The organism is Streptosporangium sp. NPDC005286, assembly GCF_040607515.1.
In the GTDB taxonomy this organism is placed as follows: domain Bacteria; phylum Actinomycetota; class Actinomycetes; order Streptosporangiales; family Streptosporangiaceae; genus Streptosporangium.
Window position 1 is genome coordinate 44820 of record NZ_JBEXGU010000001.1, and the last position, 14908, is coordinate 59727.

The following is a 14908-nucleotide window of genomic DNA, read 5'->3' on the forward strand; positions in this document are numbered from 1 at the left end:
GGTCGGCCGATCACGTGCGTCGATTCCCACCCGCGTCCTGTCGATCGGCGACGCCGACTCCCGTGGCGAGCGGGTCGACCACTCCTCGCAGAGGCCCTGACGCCCGCGAACCGGACCTCGTAACACCTCGCGGTCAAAGACCGGAAAGCCGCTCTGACACTCTCAAGTTCCTGGTCGCGCGTTCACAACCCCCATTGAGGAACAGTTCACAACTGATCCACAAGTGACCTGCAAGTGGGAATCCCAGGTAGGCAGATAAACTACGGATCCGCTTCCGTACAGCAGATCCACAAGATCTTCATGCCTCTTCGATGGGAAAAACCAGCGGAGTGTCGCGGCAGGAGACATACGGGGCGATCGAGGGCTCATCAAGGCCATGGGCAACACCAGGTCTTGATGCCAAAGACACATGGAGTGATTAGGAGTTCGTCCTATAGGGCGGGGTTGCAGAAGTGCGAACCGGACGGCAAACAGACCGAAAGCCAGCCGGGGATAGCGCGGGCCGATGCCAGGGCTCGCTTTCCGGTGCTGCGACGTAGTACCGGCGGCCAAGCAGGGTCGGCGTGCGGCCGTGACCACTCGAAGTCGGACTGGATCATTCGTGGTCGATGCGAAAAAATCCCACACGTATCGACTGATAGTCACCACACGTCAACCCATGATTATCTTGAACACATTCCTTGAGAGGCAGTCGCAATACATGCTTGATCCACGACGGGCTAGTGATCTTTGGATCAGGCGATTTACGGCAAAATCCGGCGGACAAGTTCGATTGGTGTGCTTCCCGCATGCGGGAGGGTCCGCCGGATTCTTCTATCCACTCTCAAGGAACCTGGAGCATCCCTATGAGGTCGTAGCGGTTCAATATCCCGGTCGGCAAGACCGCCGGAGTGAGGACATCGCCGGCGGCGTCGAAGAGCTGGCCGATCGTATATTCGAGGCACTGAAGCCCTGGGCGGACGTTTCGCTGGTTCTCCTGGGGCACAGCATGGGGTCGATCATCGCTTTCGAGGTGGCAAGAAGGCTCGAAAGCTCGGCGACCGGCACACTTGCCGGATTGATCGTCTCTGCGAGACGCGCGCCGGCGGTACACCATGAGTACGACAAAAGCCCATGGACGATGCATGACGCACAAGCCGTCTCCGAAGCGATGGGCGGAACGGATCCCGTGTTGGCAGCCGATCGAAGTTTCATGGAGCTGACCCTTCCGGTCCTCAACGGTGATTATCTTGTCGATGCCTCCTATCGCTATCGTCCAGGCCCTCCGCTCAGGTGCCCCCTCACGTTGTTCACAGGGGATTCCGATCCGTTTGTCAATGATGAGGAAACGAAAGGATGGGGGGAGCACACGGCCGGCCGATTTCAACATCGCAGGTTCACCGGCGGGCACTTCTACCTGACGGAACAGCGGGACACCTTCTATAGCGCATTGTCCGAAGAGTTGTCCGGCTTCACCATGTAATCATCGGGTTCACATCGACGGAGAGAATTCCTTATGTATATTGAGAGACAGAAGTTCGGATCAATAGGGGTTTCAGTATGCGATTTCGACGCCTCCCAGGCCTCCGGTGAGATAATTGAGAAAATCAAGGGTCTCATCTACTCCGAGAAGATCGTTGTTCTTAAAGAGCAGCGCCTGGACCCGGTCGAATTCATTGCCCTGGGCCGGCTCCTGGGAGAGATCGAGGCCTACTACGAACCCATGTACCACCACCCGGACCACAAGGAGATCTTCGTCTCCTCGAACGTCCCGCAGGATGGCGTGAAAATGGGAGTCCCACAGACCGGAAAGTTCTGGCACGCGGACTACTCGTTCATGCCGCGCCCCTTCGGCATTACGATGATCTATCCCCAGGTAGTGCCCAAGAAGAATCGGGGAACCTACTTCATCGACATGGGCAAGGCTTACGCGAGACTCTCCGACGAGTTGAAGTCGCGTGTCGCCGGAAAGCGGACGCAGCATAGCCCGCGGCGATACTTCAAGATCAGACCGGAGGACGTCTACCGTCCTGTCTCCGCGCTGTTGGCGGAGATCGAGGAGAAAACCCCTGCGGTGAATCATCCCCTCACCTTCACGCACCCGGCCACCGGGGAAACGATCCTCTACATCAGCGACGGATTCACCGAACTGATCGAGGGGGCCCAGGGCGAGACGGTTGACGATGCGCTGCTGCACGAGCTCCTCGAAGGCAGCGGTCAGCGGGATTCAACGTTCAAGCACGAGAACATCCACCTCCAGAATTTCGAGGAAAGCGATATCCTGCTCTGGGACAATCGCAGCCTCGTTCACCGGGCGCTGCACACGACGGAACCCGAGCCGACGGCTTCCTACCGCCTGACCATGCACGACCAGTACGAATTTTTCGGGCACGTCTCATAGGGAGAGGTAATGTCGGAGAATGCATCTGGGCGGGTCCCGAAGGAAGAAGCCGTCGTATCACCGAATGATCCCGACCTCATGGCCCAGGTACTCAAACCCTATAAGGAGAACTGCCGCTATCTAAAGGCGGCAGACCTTTTCCAGCAGGTCACGGATACCGGCGAAACCCGACTCTACATACTATGCGAGCTCGGGATAGACGAATCCTGCTACATCGATGACACTGGCCACTTCAATGCCGTGGAATACAACATCTCCTTCAATCAGATGATGTACTACATCATCGCGAAGATCATCAAGGAAAGAGCATCCTCGGCGTTTGAAGAATGGACACTCGAAGACTTCTGGAAGAAGCAGCTGCCGGATATTCTGATCGTTGACTACCACGCCTTCTTCCGGAGACCGATTTCTTCATCCAGATACTTCGGCGAGCTGGAGATCACCGACATCATAAAGCGCGACGACAGTAGCGGGACGCAGCCATTGGTTTTTGTGGACTTCGCATGTAGATTCTGGGGCGAGAACGGCGGAAGAGCTCGCGGAAATGTCAGAATGGCCCTTCTGAATCCTCCGGTGCCCGCCTCGGAGGGTAGCGCATGAGAGCGGATACGGCTACTGTCCACAGGTTGCGTTCGATGCCGCTTTCCGAACGCAGGGACGCTCTCTTGGAGTTCTTACAGGAGATGTTCAAGGAAGCGCTGCTCATGCCGGAGGGAGAGGAGATCGGGCTCGATGAGAACTATTTCGACCTCGGCCTGACCTCCATCAGGGCGGTAGAGATAAAGCAGCACCTGGAGGATCGGTTGGGGTGCGAAGTGAACATAACGCTGATGTACAGCAACCCGACCCTGCAGGCTCTCCTGAAGCAACTGACAGACGATGCTCTTGCAGATCTTTTTCCCCAGTCACGCAACGCTCCAGTCGATGGTGCGAGGGCCGTTTTATGATAGGCGATGACTTGCCCATGCAAGTAGATGATCTGGTTGCCTTGACCGATCAGCAAAAAACCCTCATCGAGCAGCTGAGGCGCGAGAAGGATGAGCCGATCGCCATCGTCGGCATGGGCTTACGCTTTCCCGGCGAGAACAGCACTCCCGATGGCCTGGCAGATTTCCTCAGAGCTGGAGGATCCGGGATCGGGCCGATTCCGTCCGAGCGCTGGCACAACGAAGAACTGTTCTCCGACGATCCGCTCATGAGGGGAAAGATACGCTCGGCCGGTGGGGGCTATCTGCGTGACATCTACAAGTTCGATCCCACCTTCTTCAATATCTCCCCCAAAGAAGCGCCCTCCCTCGACCCGCAGCAGCAACTGATCCTGGAAACAGCATGGGAGTCGCTGGAACACGCCAATATCGACCCGGCGAGACTACGTCACACCGACGGTGGCGTGTATGTCGCGGTCAGTGGCACCGACCAGGCCACACGTGTCTCGTCGCTTCCTTATGAAGAGCTGGACATGCACACCGCCATGGGCTCCGCGCACAGTGTGATCTCGGGGAGATTGTCATACTTCCTCGGATTGCGAGGGCCGAGCCTCAGTGTCGACACGGCCTGCTCCTCTTCCCTGGTCGCCCTGCACCTGGCCGTCCAGGGGCTGCGCCGTCGCGAGTGTGAGATCGCCTTGTGCGGTGGAGTCAACGCCGTTGACGACCCTCGGCCGTACATCATGGCCTCGCAAGCCGACATGCTGTCGGCAGACGGTCGCTGCAAGACCTTCGACGACTCCGCCGATGGTTACGGCAGAAGCGAAGGCTGCGCCATGGTGGTGCTCAAACGCCTGTCGGATGCCCAGCGGGACGGGGATCGTGTTCTGGCCCTGATCCGCGGGTCGGCGGTGCGCCAGGACGGCGAAAGCGCCGGCTTGATGGCGCCGAACGGCGTAGCGCAGGAGGCGCTCCTTCGTGTCGCCCTGAAAGACGCCGGGCTCGACCCTCAAGACATCCAGTATCTCGAGGCCCATGGAACCGGCACTCCCCTGGGTGATCCCATAGAGATGGGGGCCATCGCGGCCGTCTTCGGGTCCAGTCATACCTCGGAAGACCCGCTGATCGTCGGATCACTCAAAACCAATCTCGGGCACATGGAAGCCGCAGCCGGTATCGGCGGGGTCGTCAAGACCGTGCTTCAGTTGCGAGAAGGTGCGATCTATCCGCACTTGAACTTCGAGAACCCTTCCAAACGCATTCCCTGGGACCGTTACCCCGTGTCCGTTCCCAGGAAACTCACGCTGTGGCCGGCTGAGGTTCGCCGAGCGATCGTCAACTCCTTTGGATTCGCCGGAACGATCGCAGCGGTCGTTCTCGAGCAAGCGCCGGCCACGGTCGGCCGGACACCCGGCGAAAAGGATGACGGTTCCCCGCATGTGATCACTGTATCGGCGAAGAGCAGTCAGGCGCTGGAACAGCAGCTCACGCGCTATCGGCAGCATGTGGACACACACCCACACGACTCCGTGCGGGATCTGTGCTACACCAGCAATGTAGGTCGTTCGCACTTCAACGCACGATTCGCCGGTGTGGTTCGAAGCCGCGCCGACCTCACCGATCTACTGGATCGCACGCTCAGCCGTGAGAAGAAACCAGGCAATAAAAACCAAAAAGCGCGAAAAATTGCCTTCCTGTTCGGCGGCGGCGGCGCGCAGTATGTCGGCATGGGACGCCCCCTGTATGAGCGATTCCCGGTGTTCCGCAAATGGGTGGACGAGTGCGATCGGCTCTTCGAGCAGCAGCTCGGCTATTCCATCAAAGCGATCATTTTTGGCCACTCCGAAGAGGCCGACAAGGTCCACCTCATCCACTACACTCAGCCTGCGCTGTTCACCATAGAATACGCCCTGGCTCAGTTGTGGATCTCCTGGGGCGTGCGGCCGAGTGTGGTGATGGGTCACAGTCTCGGAGAGATCGTCGCGGCGACAGTCGCCGGACTGATCGACCTTGACGACGCCACCACGCTCATGGCGGCGCGTGGTCGGCTCATGCACACCACGGCGCCGGGCAGCATGGCCGCCGTCCAAGCCACCGCCGCGGACGTCCTTCCCCTGCTCAAGGAGTACGCGGACGTCTCTCTCGCAGCGATCAACGGCCCCGAGCAGAGCGTGATCTCCGGCGGTCGACGGTCCGTGGAGAAGATCACCGCTTCCCTTGACGCCAAAGGCCTCAAGACGAAGACGCTTCCCGTGTCGTGCGCATCTCACTCGCCTCTCATGGCTGAGGTGTTCAACGCCTTTCGAACGGTCCTGGAAGGCATCTCGTTCCACGATCCGGAGATCGCGCTCGTCTCCAATCTGAGCGGCACGGTGTCAGGGCTCGCGGATATGGGCAACGCGGACTACTGGGTGCGCCATCTAGGCGGAACGGTCGACTTCGCAGGCGGCATGCGAGCCATCGAGCAACGCGGCGAGCACATATTCGTGGAAATCGGCCCCTCCACCGAGCTGATCGGCATGGGCAGGCACTGCGTATCCGCGGAAAACCATCTGTGGCTCAACAGCCTGCATGCCGCCGACACCGACGCGGCGGTCATCCGTACTTCCCTCGCGCAACTGTACACCGCTGGAATACCGATCTCCTGGGCCGCCTATCACGACGCGTGGGAAGGCCGAACCGTCGACCTGCCCGCCTATGCCTTCGATCGGAAGGATTACCGGCTTCCCGTAGAAAAGCAGCACCTCGGTCCCATGCGTGGTTCCGGTGTCATGGGCCACCCACTGCTCGGCACCGAGATCTCCACGGACGAGCAGCGCCGTGCGGGTATACGAGAATTCTCGGCCAAGCTGTCCGAAGATTATCCCGGGTATCTTCAAGACCATAAGGTGTTCGATCGGGTGGTCTTTCCAGGCGCGGGTTACGTCGAAATAATCTTCGCACTACAGGAATCGGTCTTCGGCCTTACCGGGCTGCCGATATCAGACCTACGCATTCATGAAGCGCTCTTCTTGGAGAAAGCCCCGGCGACCCTGCGTACGCGGCTGCACATCCATGCGGACGGCCGGGCGACGGTCGACATCGTCAGCCGCTGGGAGGAGGCCCGTGCGGCGTCCGAACGATGCCACGCCACCGCCGTCATCGAAATCGACTCCGACCAGGAGAGCCCCCTTAGAGAGCTGACCCTCGATCTGAAAGCGGCCTCGGAGGCGACGGGCACGCCGAAGGCGGTATGGCGGGCGGAGGATCTGTACCTGGACTTCGCAGATCACGGTATCGACTACGGACCGGCATTCCAGGGGATCAAACGCGTGATCCGGCTCCCCGACGGCACATCCGTCGCGGACCTCACCGGGCACGACACTCCGGTTGGGGAACACCTTCCGCCCGCTCTTCTGGACGCCGCGCTCCAGACTGTGGCGACTCTCGTCGTGAGCGACGCCACGTGCGTGCCGGTCCGATTTGACCGTTGCAGGTTGCTCAAGAAGCCGATGGGTTCGGAACTGGTCACGGTTGCCCGGCTGTCCTCTGCCGTCAATGCCGACGCCGACTTCACCGCCGACATCCTGGTACTTGAGGGAAAGCGCCCAGTTTTCATCCTCGAAGGACTGGGCATCAAGCGGCTGGAGACCGCCACGCCGCGATCCGGTCAATCGTTGTTCCACGACGTACGCTGGCTGAAACGCTCTTTGCCCGATACGGAGCGAGAGCCGCGGAATGTGCTCGTCGTCGGCGGGCCGGGCGCCGGCTCAGCGGACTTCATCCGAGAAGCCACCGCGGCCGGGGTCGAACTGTCCTTCGCCGAGACCGCCGAAGAGATCGCAAGCGCCCTGTCCGGCAAGCCCAGCGATGTCTGCTGGTTCTGGCGGGCAGGTGCCGCGCCGATCAACGTGTCGGATCTCAGACACGAGTGCCAGGCCAATTATCTGGCGCTGCTTGACCTGCTCCGGCTGCTCAACGAGGCGGGCTTCGGCCACTCGCAGCGGCTGTGGCTCGTGACAGAACGCGCGCAATGGTTGCCCAGTGATTCCGCGGGCGACGGGAGCGGCCTGGCGGCGGCGACTCTGTGGGGTTTCGGCCATGTGATGTGGAGCGAGTATCCCGCCTACAAGGTCACGCTGGTGGACATGCCCGAGGGAGGCGGGGGTTATCAGAGCCTGGTGCGCGAATGGCTCGATGGGAATCCGGATGAATTCCAGGTCGCCTACCGAGCCGGGCATCGCTACGTCCGGCGTATCACCACAGTCGACGCGGCGCTTTCCCGGAACGGTTCTCCGGTCAAGCTCATCGTCGGTGAATACGGAAACTTTGGCAGGATAATTCCCGTACCGCTGGAGGACCGGAAGCCGGAGGGAGACGAGATACAGGTACAGGTTCACGCCTCGGGCCTGGTGTTCGAAGACGTCTTCAACGCCCTGGGACTACGGCGGCAACACGCGCGAGAGCACGGTCTTGAACACGAAGACGTACCTCTCGGTTCCGAGTGCGCGGGCACGGTCATCGACGCCGGCCCCGAGGCGGACTACCAGGTCGGTGACGAGGTGGTCATCCGCCACAGAGGTTGTCTCAGCCAGCGGGTGACCGTCTCGTCGAAGTACGCCCTGCGCAAGCCGGTGTCCGTGAGCTTCGCCGAAGCCGCCGGCCTTCCTACCGCCTACCTCACCGCCTACTACGCGCTGCACCACCTCTGCGACATCAAGGCGGGTGATCGTGTTCTCATCCATTCGGCAGGTGGCGGTGTGGAACAGGCCGCCGTCCAGCTCGCGAAGCTCGCCGGTGCCGAGGTTTACGCGATGGCCTCCCCTGGTGAGTGGCCACAGCTCCGGGCACTGGGCGTGCAGCGCGTCATGGACCCTCAGACGCCTGACTTCGCTGAGGAGATCCGGCGGCTGACAGGCGGTGAGAGTGTCGACATCGTTCTCAACAGCCTGAGCGGCGATTTCATCCCTTCGGTTTTCGCATACGTCGCGCCTGGTGGCCGCTTCGTCGATCTGAGTAAAATCAGCGCCTGCTCCGGAGAAAATGATCAGGCCGCGAGAACGGACGTCGCCTATCACGTGGTCGATCTCGACGAGATCCCCGAGGGGGGCCTTCCGCAAGTCACCACCGATATCCTGAAAGAGGTCTTCAGGCTCCTGGACGAAGGACTCCTGCAACCGCTCGTAACCACGGTCTACACCCTTGACGAAGTCGAGGAGGCCTTCAGTGTGGTCAGCCGGGGGGCGAACGCAGGAAAGCCGGTCATCGACCTTCGTCCCGATACCGGGATGTCGAATCCCCCGGTGAACATCAGCTCCGAAAAAACCTATCTTGTCACGGGTGGATTCGGCGCGCTCGGTATCGCGACCGCCCAGAAGCTCGTTGATCATGGTGCTCGCAAGCTGGCGCTGGTGAGCCGCTCGGCCATACCCGAAGATGAGGTGGCAGAACTCAGGGACCGCCTGGGACCGGACGTCCGGCTCACCGCGTACCAGGGTGACATCGGTGATCCCGAAGACGTGCGCAGGATCTTCGACTCGCTGGGGCGTCACCCACTGGGCGGTATCATCCATGCCGCGGGAATCCTTGCGGATACGCCGATCGAGACTCAGACCTGGCAGAACATCGACAAGGTGTTCCAGTCCAAGGTCTATGGAACCTGGTTGCTGCACCAGGCCTCTGAGATGCTCCCGGACCTTGACTTCTTCATCGGATATTCTTCGATATCCTCCGTCGTCGGTCATCCGGGGCAGTCTAACTACGCGGCGGCGAATGCTTTCGTCGATGGCCTCATGCACTGGCGCCACCGGCGTGGCCTGCCCGGCAAGAGCATCAACTGGGGGGCCTGGGGCGAGATCGGCCTGGCGGCGAACCTGAACGAGCAGCACATCAAAGCCATCGAGCGTCAGGGGGTGAAATTCTTCAGGCCATCGGTCGGTCTGCGCGCCCTGATCAAGTCGTCAGGCTGGGATGTTCCTCAGATCATGGTCGGCGACATCGACTGGACGACGTCCGCCGCGGCACGGCCGTTGGACAACGCGCTGTACGAGCTTGTCGCGAGGCGCGACGAGGGCGCGGTCGCCGACATCGACTCCGAACTGCTCCTCGGACTTCCCGAGAACGAGCAGGAGGAGGCTGTCAACTTCTTCATCCGCTCTCACATCGCTCAACTTCTGCACTTCGACGGACCGGAGTCCCTGCCGCCTGACGTCAGATTCTTTGAGGTGGGCATGGACTCCCTCACCTCTGTGCAGCTGAAGAACATCCTGGAGATCACCTTCCAGATACCGCTGTCCACCGCGATCATCTTCGATCACCCCGCTGTCGATCTGCTCACCGCCTTCGTGACTCAGCAGATTCGACAGAATCGGGAAGATCCCGACGAAGGCCAGGCGCCGGACAGCGGTACCCGGCCGAAGAGCGAGGTCCTGTGAACCGGAACACCGATACCTTTCCGCTACGAACACTCGCATCGGTTGCGGCTCACCATTCGGCCTCGATCCCTCAGGCGGTGGCCGTCATGTGCGAGGGGCGTCGAACGACATATGCGGAACTTGATCACCGAAGCGGTCGGACAGCGCATCATCTCGTAGCACTCGGGGTCGTCAGGGGTTCCCGGGTGGCATACCTGGGAAAGGACTCCGAAGACTACTACGAGCTCCTTCTCGCCTGCGCGAGGATTGGGGCTGTCCTGGTCCCGATCAATTGGCGCTTGACCTCCCCGGAGATTCAGCACATTTTACGGGACTCTGATGCCAAACTTGTTTTCGTCGAATCGGCCCTTGTCGGTACGGTGGATCAGGTCAAGGAGTCACTGCCCGCTCTGGAAGGCATCATTCCGTTGAAGCAGCCTGGTCGCCAGGAGGACGGGCTACAGGGCTGGAATGCAGGAACGCCGGAATCCACCTTCCTCTCGGAACCATCAGCGGAAGATCCACTCGTTCAAATTTACACAAGCGGCACCACCGGCATGCCCAAAGGCGTGGTTCTCACGCAGCAAGGTTTCTTCGTGGTACGGGAGCTGCTGGCACGAAATGGACTCGATTGGATCGATTGGCTGCCGGACGACAAAAGCCTGGTGGGCATGCCAGGATTCCACATCGGCGGCTTATGGTGGTTCATACAGGGGTTCTGTGCCGGTGTGACCAACGTCATCATGCCGACCTTCGACAGCCGTAAGGCCGTCGAGCTGATCCGATCCCATCACGTCACCACGATATGCGTTGTTCCCGCGATGCTTCAGATGATGCTCTCAGAGCGGGAGACAGAAGCCGGGGGTTTCCCGAGTCTCCGCAAGGTGACCTATGGGGGGTCCCCGATCTCCGGCAGGTTGCTGCAGGAGTGCATGGACGTCTTCCAGTGCGGTTTCGCACAAATCTACGGACTGACGGAAACGGGGAACACCGCCGTCTGCCTGCCTCCCGAGAGACATGTTCCCGGAGGTTCCCATACGGAGGCGGCAGGTATTCCCTATCCAGGTATACAGCTGGAAATCAGGGACGAGAAGGGCGTTCCACTGCCGGTCGGCGCGGTAGGGGAGGTCTGCATCAAGACCCCCGCACGGATGCTCGGTTACTGGAAGCTCCCGGAGGCGACCTCGGAAACTCTCGTCGACGGCTGGATCCGAACCGGCGATGCCGGATACCTTGACGCCGAAGGGTATCTGTTCATCTGTGACCGCATCAAGGATATGATCATCACTGCCGGGGAGAACATATACCCAGCAGAGATCGAGAATGCCCTGGCCACGCATCCTTCCATCAAGGAATGTGCCGTGATCGGTATCCCCGATGATCGATGGGGCGAGGTCGTCTCGGCATACGTGGTCCCGAGGCCGGGAGCCCACGTGACGGCTCGCGACTTAATGCTCTTCTTGCGGGGGCGTATCGCCGACTTCAAGATCCCGAGACAGTTCAATATAATTGATCAAGTGCCTCGTAATGCGAGCGGGAAGATTCTTCGCAGAAAGCTACGAAGCACCGTCGCCGATATGCCAGGCAGGTCCCCTCACATCGCGGATGAGCGGAAATGATCGATCCCGATCTCTCTGACGACCGGGGCTCCGGATAAGGGTCGAGGTCGGAACACCTTCCTCCGTATCAGCAGTCGCCTGTTCACTTGGAGTGATCCAGCGCCAAGTGAACAGGCGTCGCCGGTTCGCGGGAGTCCGAGATCGATCGGCTCGTCCCACCCGGTCAGGCGCTTGCGGGTGTCGACGTCACCGACTGAGCACGATCAGGGGTGCCGGCCTGATCCTGGTGCTGGAGGGTGACCGGGTCGTCGAGGGCGGCGTGCACGACGTCCTGGCCGGCTCAGGTGGCCGTACGCGAACCTCACCCGGGCCACGTCGAGCCGGCGTACACCGCTCGCGGGCCCACCCGGCGGCTGCCGCACGACGCTGATCCCTGTCGGTCGCACAGTTGCTGTATTTCGCCGCTGTACGGACATGACGAAGGCCCTCCGAGATCATCCCGGAGGGCCTTCGACCTGCGGAGCCGCCTTGGGGAATCGAACCCCAGACCCCTTCATTACGAGTCAGAACAGGGCCGTCCACGGCCGTCTTCCGGGCCTGATCGGACAAACTCTGTGAGGTCTCTCAGTCCATCTGGTCGCCAGGAAGGCCCGAGAGCTGGATGCGGTAGTCCCATGGGGCCTACCTGGATTCGAACGTTGAAGTCGGCATGCCCCTTCAGGTACTCGGGTCGCGGTGCGCATCTCCACAGCTCGGCGACCGGCTGCGGCAGGGCGAAGTGATCGCGGACCTTGACGAAGTAGACCTCTCGGTGCGGGTAGCCGGCCCGGTTTCGAAGACCGGGCATCCACCACGGCAAGCGGGCTGCAAGCGGGCTGCACACAATGGCTGGCATGAAAGCCTCCCCCACCGGACGCCTCAGCATGCCCCTCCGGCTTGCCGCCGGCGTGACCCTTATGCTCCTGACCGTCACCGGATGCGGTGCCGGCGTTGACACGCTCCAGAGTGATCAGCCCGTTCCGGAACGCGTGACCAGCACAGCGACCGCCGAGACCCCCCAACCCACCGAGACCACCCAGCCCACGGAGAACAGCGAGCCCACGGAGAGCAGCGAGTCGGCCGAGACCACGAACGAGCCGGACGACCCGGCCCAGGCCCAGGCGGCTGTGCAGCCGGGTGGGACCCTCGGCGACGGCAGCACCGTCGCGGCCGAGCTCACCCGCGCCGGACAGCGGGACAAGTTCACCCTGGACCTGGGCGGCACCAGGGAGTTCTATGTCACCGACATGACCGGTGACGATATCCAACTCCAGGTGTTCTCCGAGGTCGACGGCCAGCCGGTCAGCCCGTCCGGCATCGCTCTCAGCTGGGGCACCTCGGTCATCAAGTTGACCAAGGCGGGCAAGCACCGGCTGGAGGTCTTCGGGAACACGAACGTCATCGGGCCGTACAGCCTCAGGATCGCGACGGTGAAGATCCGCACGTTCCCGGCGACGATCGGCCTGCAGATCGGCGAGGGCAACCCGGACGGCGCGGGACGGCTGGACGTCCCAGGACGCATCGACCGCTTCGAGTTCGACGCGGACGGCGCGTCGGCCATCAAGATCCTCGGTGGGGCCGGGGCGTGTACGGCTATCGAGCTGGAGCTCACAGATGCCGCGGAGAAGAACATCGCCGGCCCACGGCAGCCCGTCCCACTCTGCGGATACGAGTTCGACATCCCGCTCTCCAATGGAGACGGCAGGTATGCGCTCGTGGTCAGATCAGGTACGGCGAAGACCGGGGCCTACTCGTTCCAGATCGCGCGGGCGGGCTGAACGCCGGCCGGGCGTCTGGTCGTGGTCACCAGGTAACCGGAGGATGCCCCGGCCTTCAGGACTCCGTCGCCCAATTCGTTTTCGATCTCCGCGACCTGCGTGTCCGGCACCGGATAACGACGCTGGACGTCGACCGGAGATAATCAGGCAACGGAGTCCTCCAGGCCGGGGAGGATGTCACCTGTCTGTGCCGGTCCCACGTCAGGACCGGCTCAGGCTCCCGCGATACTCCAGCCCGCCGGCGCCCTCCTGGCCCACGAAGTCCAGTGTCGCCGGGTCCTTCAGAGTGAGGGTCATGTCTCCCCCCACACACTGATTCCGCTGCATGCGGGTCAGATCGAGCACATTCCCGGCCCTGACCCGGGTCAGCATGACCTGCTGCTCGCACGCATCGGCCCGCCACGTCCCGGCCGGCTGGTCACTCAGCAGGATGAGCGTGACCGCGACGGTCTTCTCCCGGTCGTCCTGCGAGACGACCTGGCCCGTCCATGTCCCGGCGAACGCCTCCGGGACTCCGCCTCCCGGCTGGGCCGAGGGCGACGTCGATGGCGGTGCCGACGGTGGTGGTGTCGACTGCGGCATCGACTGCGGCGGGGAAGCCGGTTGCCCGCCTGCGACCGTGCGTGATCCGGAGTCCCTGCCGCCACTGGTAACGGCCTCCGGCCTCGCCGCGCCGTCGCCAGAGGAGCCACCGAACGTCCCTGTCGCGTACAGCGTCACCGCCGTCGCGAGCGCCGCTGCGACGCCGGTGACCGCGATCAGTACCGCAGGCCTCCGTCCCCGTCGGGGCACCGGCTCACCAGGCCGCGGCTCCGTTTCCTGCACCGCCGTATCGGAACGGCCGAGATGGCGGGTGGGGGCCGGGCCGTACGCGGGTCCGGCCGGACCCTGTGCTCCGGACGAATCGGCTGGAAGCAGTCTGGTCGGCCCGGGACCGGCCGCGACCGGAACCTGATCCGCCCGGCCGCTCCAGTCGACGGGAAGGTAGGCGGTGGGCACCGGGCCGACGTCGGGGACCGTGACGGTGGGGGCTCCGGTGTCGACCAGGCGGATCATGAGCGCCCGGGCGGAGGGGCGTACCCCGGGGTCCTTGGCCAGACAGACGGCCAACGTCTCCCGCAGGGGCGATGAAATGTCCGTGAGGTCGGGCTCGGCGTTGAGTATTCGGCTGAAGACCGCGGCAACGGTGTCGCTGCCGAACGGCGCCCGGCCGGTAGCGGCGTAGACCATGGTCGCGGCCCAGGAGAACACGTCGGCCGCGGGTGATCCGTGCACGCCGCTGAGCTGCTCGGGAGCCATGTACGGCGGGGTGCCGGACATGGCCGAGGGCATCGTGCTCGCGTCGAGCAACTGGGCGATGCCGAAGTCGACCACCCGCGGGCCGTCCGGGCCGAGCAGCACGTTGGCCGGTTTGAAATCCCGATGGATGACTCCCGCACTGTGGATGGCGGCGAGCGCGGTAGCCGTGGCGACCGCCAGGCGATCGAGGTCGCCGCCACGAAGGGGGCCCTCGTCACGTACCCGATCCTGCAGTGCGGGACCCGCGATGAACTCGCTCACGACGTAAGGGTCTGGCCGGTCGGTCTCCGCCTTCAACACCCGGGCCGTGCAGAAGGGGGCCACCCGCAGTGCCGACTGCAACTCCCTGGCCAACCGGCGGCGCGAGGCGGGATCCGCGCCGCTGCGAAGTACTTTGATCGCCACCCGCTCGCCGGACCGGCTCCACCCTTCGTAGACGATCCCCTGCCCGCCCTCGCCCAGCCGCCCGACGATCTCGAACTCCCCCAGCACGCGCGGGTCTCCCGGCTCCAGCGGGCCAGCGGGCATCGGCTCC

General features: G+C 62.6%; 8 protein-coding genes. 7 read left to right on the forward strand and 1 reads right to left on the reverse strand.

Features of this window, described 5'->3' with window-relative positions:
- The first annotated feature begins 601 nt into the window (after nucleotides 1–601).
- The 7 genes from ABZU75_RS00230 (at nucleotide 602) to ABZU75_RS00260 (ending at nucleotide 13074) form a co-directional block, all read left to right on the forward strand.
- Entirely contained in the window at nucleotides 602–1462 is an 861-nt protein-coding gene (locus ABZU75_RS00230) for an alpha/beta fold hydrolase (RefSeq protein WP_355547328.1), read from the forward strand.
- Nucleotides 1463–1495: 33 nt separating this feature from the next.
- Nucleotides 1496–2380, forward strand: a complete 885-nt coding sequence (locus ABZU75_RS00235) for a TauD/TfdA family dioxygenase (protein WP_355547331.1) — start codon at nucleotides 1496–1498, stop codon at nucleotides 2378–2380.
- Nucleotides 2381–2389: 9 nt separating this feature from the next.
- The gene (locus ABZU75_RS00240; RefSeq protein WP_355547334.1) at nucleotides 2390–2980 is read left to right on the forward strand and encodes an FcoT family thioesterase; all 591 of its coding nucleotides are present in this window, start codon (nucleotides 2390–2392) and stop codon (nucleotides 2978–2980) included.
- Between the two features lie 35 nt (nucleotides 2981–3015).
- Nucleotides 3016–3327, forward strand: a complete 312-nt coding sequence (locus tag ABZU75_RS00245; protein ID WP_355547337.1) for an acyl carrier protein — start codon at nucleotides 3016–3018, stop codon at nucleotides 3325–3327.
- Between the two features lie 17 nt (nucleotides 3328–3344).
- The gene (locus ABZU75_RS00250) at nucleotides 3345–9719 is read left to right on the forward strand and encodes a type I polyketide synthase (protein ID WP_355547340.1); all 6375 of its coding nucleotides are present in this window, start codon (nucleotides 3345–3347) and stop codon (nucleotides 9717–9719) included.
- Nucleotides 9716–11317, forward strand: a complete 1602-nt coding sequence (locus ABZU75_RS00255) for a long-chain-fatty-acid--CoA ligase (RefSeq protein ID WP_355547343.1) — start codon at nucleotides 9716–9718, stop codon at nucleotides 11315–11317. The genes ABZU75_RS00250 and ABZU75_RS00255 overlap by 4 nt, the downstream gene beginning before the upstream one ends.
- 968 nt (nucleotides 11318–12285) lie before the next feature.
- A complete protein-coding gene (locus tag ABZU75_RS00260) occupies nucleotides 12286–13074 on the forward strand; it encodes a hypothetical protein (protein ID WP_355547346.1) in 789 nt (262 codons plus the stop codon).
- A gap of 201 nt (nucleotides 13075–13275) precedes the next feature.
- On the opposite strand, the gene ABZU75_RS00265 is transcribed toward ABZU75_RS00260, so the two are convergent.
- Nucleotides 13276–14901 carry a serine/threonine-protein kinase gene (locus tag ABZU75_RS00265; protein ID WP_355547349.1) on the reverse strand — a complete coding sequence of 542 codons (1626 nt, stop codon included), beginning with the start codon at nucleotides 14899–14901 and terminating at the stop codon, nucleotides 13276–13278.
- Nucleotides 14902–14908 lie beyond the last annotated feature (7 nt).